This is a genomic window from Cryobacterium sp. MLB-32 (assembly GCF_000738085.1).
Lineage (GTDB): Bacteria > Actinomycetota > Actinomycetes > Actinomycetales > Microbacteriaceae > Cryobacterium.
The window spans coordinates 1-5,806 of the sequence record NZ_JPRS01000152.1; the positions used below are offsets into that span (position 1 = coordinate 1).

General features: G+C 65.6%; 6 protein-coding genes and 1 pseudogene. All 7 read right to left on the minus strand.

Annotation, left to right across the window (positions count from 1 at the left end; all coding sequences use genetic code 11):
• Positions 1-499 (minus strand): annotated as a pseudogene (locus JF66_RS13810) (DUF4179 domain-containing protein); the annotation flags it as partial.
• A 345-nt stretch (positions 500-844) separates the two neighbouring features.
• A complete protein-coding gene (locus tag JF66_RS13815; RefSeq protein WP_035879058.1) occupies positions 845-2,380 on the minus strand; it encodes a PTS ascorbate transporter subunit IIC in 1,536 nt (511 codons plus the stop codon).
• A 60-nt stretch (positions 2,381-2,440) separates the two neighbouring features.
• Positions 2,441-2,713 carry a PTS sugar transporter subunit IIB gene (locus JF66_RS13820; protein ID WP_035879059.1) on the minus strand — a complete coding sequence of 91 codons (273 nt, stop codon included), beginning with the start codon at positions 2,711-2,713 and terminating at the stop codon, positions 2,441-2,443.
• Positions 2,710-3,213 carry a PTS sugar transporter subunit IIA gene (locus JF66_RS13825; RefSeq protein WP_051973545.1) on the minus strand — a complete coding sequence of 168 codons (504 nt, stop codon included), beginning with the start codon at positions 3,211-3,213 and terminating at the stop codon, positions 2,710-2,712. Before JF66_RS13825 ends, JF66_RS13820 begins: the two co-directional genes overlap by 4 nt.
• 118 nt (positions 3,214-3,331) lie before the next feature.
• A complete protein-coding gene (locus JF66_RS13830; protein WP_231556428.1) occupies positions 3,332-4,486 on the minus strand; it encodes an ROK family protein in 1,155 nt (384 codons plus the stop codon).
• 344 nt (positions 4,487-4,830) lie between these two features.
• Positions 4,831-5,091, minus strand: coding sequence for a hypothetical protein (locus JF66_RS13835; RefSeq protein ID WP_035879061.1), 261 nt, complete (start codon positions 5,089-5,091; stop codon positions 4,831-4,833).
• Positions 5,088-5,537, minus strand: coding sequence for a hypothetical protein (locus tag JF66_RS23695; protein ID WP_197059419.1), 450 nt, complete (start codon positions 5,535-5,537; stop codon positions 5,088-5,090). Before JF66_RS23695 ends, JF66_RS13835 begins: the two co-directional genes overlap by 4 nt.
• Positions 5,538-5,806: the final 269 nt, after the last annotated feature.

Here is a 5,806-nt window from a genome sequence, read left to right on the forward strand (position 1 = left end):
CCTCGGCGGCGGCAGCGGCTTCGGCGGCCACGCGGTCGGCCTCAGCGGCGGCGGCGGAGAGCGACGCGGTCTCGGTCTTCGTCTGAGAGGTGAGGGATGCGACCTCGTCGATCGGCATCGTCTTGAAGCTGGCGAGCGAGGTGCTCACGGCGGTCAGGGCCGTGGCATCCGCCTTGCCCTGGGTGCTGGCCAGCACCTGGTTGGCCTCATTCAGGGTGACGGATGCGTTCTTGTCGCTGTGCGCCTCGGCGATGGCGCTGTACGCGCCGAGCTGTTCGTGCTGGCGGCCGGTGCTGTCAGTGAGCGCGGTGGTGGCCGCGACACTCTCGCGGCTGTCGGCGGCCGACTGGAACGCGAACGCTCCGCCGGTGGCGAGCCCGGCGATCGCGAGAACCGCGACCGAACCGAGGGCGAAGCGTGTGAACCGCTTTTTGTGAACTTGTGTCGAACGAGAGCTGGTGGAGCTGGATGGGGACGTAACGGATGACGTGGGGCGCATAACCTACCAAATGGCGCAAGCCCGAACGCCCGTGAGCGCCGGCTCACTGAGCATCGGACCTGCACTCTTCTATGGCGGCGCAGGCGAAACGGCCATCCTGCCCCATGTTTCTGAACATTCCCTCAGTATTTTGTACCCACACAGTGCGTGGCGACTAGCGGACTGAGTCAGAACGGTGTATGTGTTCGCGTCGGCACACGCGCAAAACCGGGGTTTCTGAGACACGCCGGGCAGATCTGCCCGGCTGACCGGCGTGTCTCGAGAACGACCGGTTTTAGCGCGGGCTGCACAACAGAGAAGGCGGGCGCAGGGTTTGCCTGCGCCCGCCTCTCGTGTGCGTCGTTCCTACGAGTTCGCGGGCTCCGCGGCGGCCGCGCGGGCCGCCTTGGCCTCGGCCTTGGCTGCCGCCGCCACGGCCTTCGCTTCGGCTTCAATCCCATCGATGAAGGCCGTGTGCTTGGCGCCGGGCAACCAGCCCTTATTGACGACCTTCACCTGGAAGATCGAGGCAGAGACCACGAGGACGACGCCGATGAGGATGGTGAGCACCACGCCCACCGCGGTGTTGCCACCGAGCAAGCTGAGGCCGATCAGCGTGCCGAACCAACCGAAGTCCGCGTCGCCGAAGGTGCTGTTGGCGAAGCCGAAACTGCCGAGCACGAGCAGCAGGATGGCCGGCAGGATGGTGATCAGGATACCGTTGACGAAGCCACCCACGACGGCTCCGATCCGACCGCCGGTCGCGTTGCCGTACACGCCGGCACCGCCACCGGTGAAGAAGTGCGGCACCATGCCGGGCAGGATGAGGGCGAGTCCGAAGACCGGACCCAGCCAGAGTGCCAGCACGCCGAGGCTCAGCAGGCCACCGGCGAAGGAAGCCAGGAACCCGATGAGCACCGCGTTGGCCGCAAAGGGGAACACGATGGGGATGTCCAGCGCCGGACGGGCCCCGGGAACGACCTTCTCCGCGATGCCCTGGAAGGCCGGCACGAGCTCCCCGAGGATGGTGCGAACACCGTAGAGGATGATCGCCACGCCGACACCGAACTGAAGGGCCTGCGCGAACGCGGCCATGATGAAGGCACCGGCGTCAGCCGAGCCGAAGATCGGCAGCACCTCGGCGGCCGGAAGGGCGATGAGACCCCAGATCGCGAAGACCATGTAGATCGCGACCATGGACAGCGAGGTGGCCACCATCGAGTCGCGCAGAAAACGGAGGTTCTGCGGAAAATCGATGTGTTCGGTGGACTTGCTCTTCTGGCCCACGGCCTGCCCGGCGGCACCCGCCGCGATGTAGCCGAGGGTGCCGAAGTGGCCGATGGCGATCGTATCGTCGCCGGTGATGCGCTTGGTCCACGGCTGGGCGAACGCGGGCATGACCACCATGATCACGCCGAGCAGTCCGCCACCGATCACGACGACCAGCCAGCTCAGGTCTGACCCGAATCCGACCGACAGCACCACGGCCAGCATCATGGCCATGAAGACCATGTGGTGTCCGGTGAGGAAGACGTACTTGAGTGGAGTGAAGCGCGCCAGCAGGAGCATCACGATGAATCCCACCACCAGGACGTACGCACTTGTCGCACCGAACTGGTCGGCGGCGAGGGCCGTGATGACCTCATTGGTGGGAATCACGCCCTGGGCGCCGGTCACCTGGAGAATCAGGTCGCCGAGCGGGGTGAGCGAGGCGACGACGACGCCCGCGCCCGCTCCCAAGATCAGGAACCCGAGGGCGGCTTTAAGACTGCCGCCGATGATCGCCCCAACCGGGCGCCGAAGGGCGATCAGTCCGACTGCCGTGATGATTCCCACGAGATACGCGGGCACATTGAGAATCTGCTGGCCGATGAAATCCAGTACGACTAAGAACCACTCCATGATGGGGCGTTCCCTTCCTATTGGTAATGCAGTCCAAACGAGGAGGTGAAGGAGCGAGGGCTATTCCAGTGCGCTGGTGAGCTTGGCCGTGATCTCTTCGAGGTCGAAGAAGTTGTCGATCACGATGACCTCGGCCTCGACGTCGCCGATTTCCGCGGCGAGGTCTTCCGACGTCAGCACGATCTCCGCATCGCGGGCCATACCTCGGGCCACTCCGATGTCGGCGGCCTCGACATCGGCATCGATGCCGAGCGTGCGCAGCACCTTTTCGGTGTTCATCTTGAGGAGAACGGATGTGCCGATTCCCATACCGCAGACCGCGATGATCTTCATGAGTGTGCCTTTCCTGAAACGAGCGATTCTGCTGGGGTGGGGGGCGAATCTACCTGGCCGAGCAGGGTGCGCACGGCGGCGGCGGAGTCGGCGGTCTTCACGGCGGCGAGCAGATCCGCGTTCATGAGGACCTTGGCGAGCGCCTGCATCATCCCGAGGTGACCCTCGTGGTCGGGGGCAGCCAGGCCGATGACGAGCGACACCGGGTCGTTTTTCGCGTGGCCGAACGGCACGGGAGTCTCGAGGGTGACAAGGCTGATACCGGCCCGCAGCACGGCCGGTGACGGCCGTGAGTGCGCGATCGCCAGCCCGGGCGCGATCACGATGTAGGGCCCGAGCTTCTCGACGGCCGCAATCATTTCGGCTGTGTATGCCGAGGTCGTCACCCCTCCGGCTTCGAGTGCGTCGCCCGCGAGGGTGATCGCCTCCCGCCAGTCGGCGGCGGCGACGTTGGTACGGATCGATGCCTCCACGAGCTCATCGACGAGTGTGATTGCCATACGGTTACTCCTTTGGTTCGGTCTCAGGACCGAAAGACCACGATGTCTGCTCCGTCATTCCGGAGCCATTTCGAGCCTAGCCGGAGAAATGTACTTTTGTCTACTAGTAACCCAAAGTTCAGACTGTGCGAGTCAGATGACTGATGCGGTCAGCGTCGAACAGGGCATCCTGGGCGATGAGTGACGCGCCGAGCACGCCGACCTTATTGCCGATCCTGCTGGGGGCGACCACGAGGCCGGTGCCGGAGAAGGCTCGAACGCCGCTCAGGAGCGCGTCACGGATGGACGACATGAGCGGGTCGCCCGCCTCAGAGAGAATGCCGCCGATCACAACGACCGCGGGGTTGAGGAGTCCCACCACGTCCACCAGCGCCGTGCCTATTTCCGCTCCGGCGGCCGACAGGAGCCCTTCGACATCCGGGCTTCCCACGCGGGCCAGCGCGACGATGTCCCCACTGGTTCGAATCCGATACCCCCGTGAATTAAGTTCCCGACTGATGGCGTAGCCACTCGCGACGGCCTCCAAGCACCCGGCCCGACCGCAGGTGCAGGGTGCGGCGCCGAAGCGAAAACTATGGGAGAAGTCACCCGCACCACCGCGCGCGCCTCGGTAGACTCGCCCGTCGAGCACAAACGAACAGCCGATCCCGAGTCCCAGCTTAAGCACGACAATGTCGCGGGATTCCGGCCACCCGAGCCGTGATTCCGCCACGGCCATCACATTGACGTCTCGATCGACCGCAAAGATGGCCGTGAATTCGGCGGGAAAGTAGTCCTTCACCAGCACGTCGTTCCACTGCGCATCGATCTGCGGTGAGGCGAGGCGCCCGGTTGCCACGTCGACCGGCCCGGGAACGCCCACCCCGATTCCGCGCACGTCGCCGCGGGTCTTTCCGAGCTGGCGCAACAGATAGTCGAAGACCTGGCTGGCCCAGGTGAACACGGCGTCGGGCCCCTCCCAGAGGCCGATGTCGGCCTCATCCTCAATGAGAATTGTCGAGACCAGATCAGTGATCGCGACGCGCGTGTGCGACCCACCGATGTCGACGCTGAATAGAATTCCCGCGTCTCTCTTGATGGCGAAGCTCTCGGCCGGACGCCCTCCCCCGGAGTCGGCCTGTCCCGACACCACGATGATCTCCGCGGTGAGGAGCTCGTCGAGTCGCCGCGCCAGGGTGATTCGGGACCACCCCAGGTGCTCGATCAGGGCGGCCCGGGTGGTTGCCGCACCCGACCGAATGAGGTCGAGAGCCACTCCCGAACCTGTTGACATGACGTGCGCCACAATGCACTCCTCACGATTCACTTAAGTCTATTTATATACCAATCTGCGATTCCCCACTGCGGAGCACGCTTCACGGCCTGCGCCCGACCGGTGCTTATGAGGCGCCGCGCAGGCACGCTGGTCGTGCAGTGCGCAAAACCGGTGTTTCTGAGACACGCCGGGCAGATCTGCCCGGCTAACCGGCGTGTCGCGAATTCGACCGGTTTTACAACGTCACGCCAGCCCGTGAGGCCCGGTTCAGCCGTCGGTGAACCTCGAAACGCGAGCTCGTGGTGAGCGGATGCCCGCCCGGGCCGGTCCGCACGCCGCGATGGCGCGCGCCCGACATCCGGCTACGGGTGCGGGTGCGTGACCTGATCGCGGCGCACGGCGTCGCGGTGCTGACCGCGCAGGCTCCCGGCGCCGATGTACTGGGCGAAGGTGCCGAAGGCGAGTAAGACCACGGCGCGCCAGTCGAACGTGGGGTCTGCGACCAGCAGATTCACGACGATCGACACCAGGCCCAGCAGCACGGCCACGAGTCCGCCCACCAGCGCGAACCAGGCCGCGGCGGCGCTCCGGAAGAGATGCGGGATCGTGCCGACGGTGCTCACGAGGCGTCCACGGCGGTTCGCGCGGACCTCCGCCGCGCGCGAACCCGTCGATACAGCACGATGAAGACCACCAGCGGCACCGCGAAGATGAAGCTGGCCACCCACATGAACCAGACCTGCCCGAACACGGCGAAAAACAGGGAGCCGACCGTGAGCACCGCAGCCAGGAACACAAACGTGAGGTAGCGGTCCCCGATATCGGAGAACGGATGCAGCGTGTCGCGCGGATCCGGCGGCGTATCGGTCACCGGCTCCCAGATCACAATGAGGAACGTAGCCACAGGCCCGAGCACGAGCGAGCTGATGAACCAGGCCAGCCGGGAACGGTTCTTCTGCTCGGCCAGGCCGGCGTTCACCAGGGCGAGCACCAGCCAGCCGCCGCCGTTGAACAGCCAAGGATCCGGCTGTGACGGCTGGGAGACGATCTGACTCACGAAGGTGCGCATGCGTCATGGTCCCACGGATGGGGGGCGCGGCATCCGAGCGGACCTCACGTCTGCCCCGGCGCCGGCCCGAGCATCCACGCAAAACCGGTGTTTCTGAGACACGCCGGGTAGATCTGCCCGGCTGACCGGTGTGTCGCGAATTCGACCGGTTTTGGGATACGAGCGGTTCGAGCGGATGCTCGCGGACAGGCGAGAGCAACCCGGCAACACGCGGCAGAGTGACGCCACATCCGCGGGGCGCGCTCTCGCACCGTGCCCGCCCGGGTCCG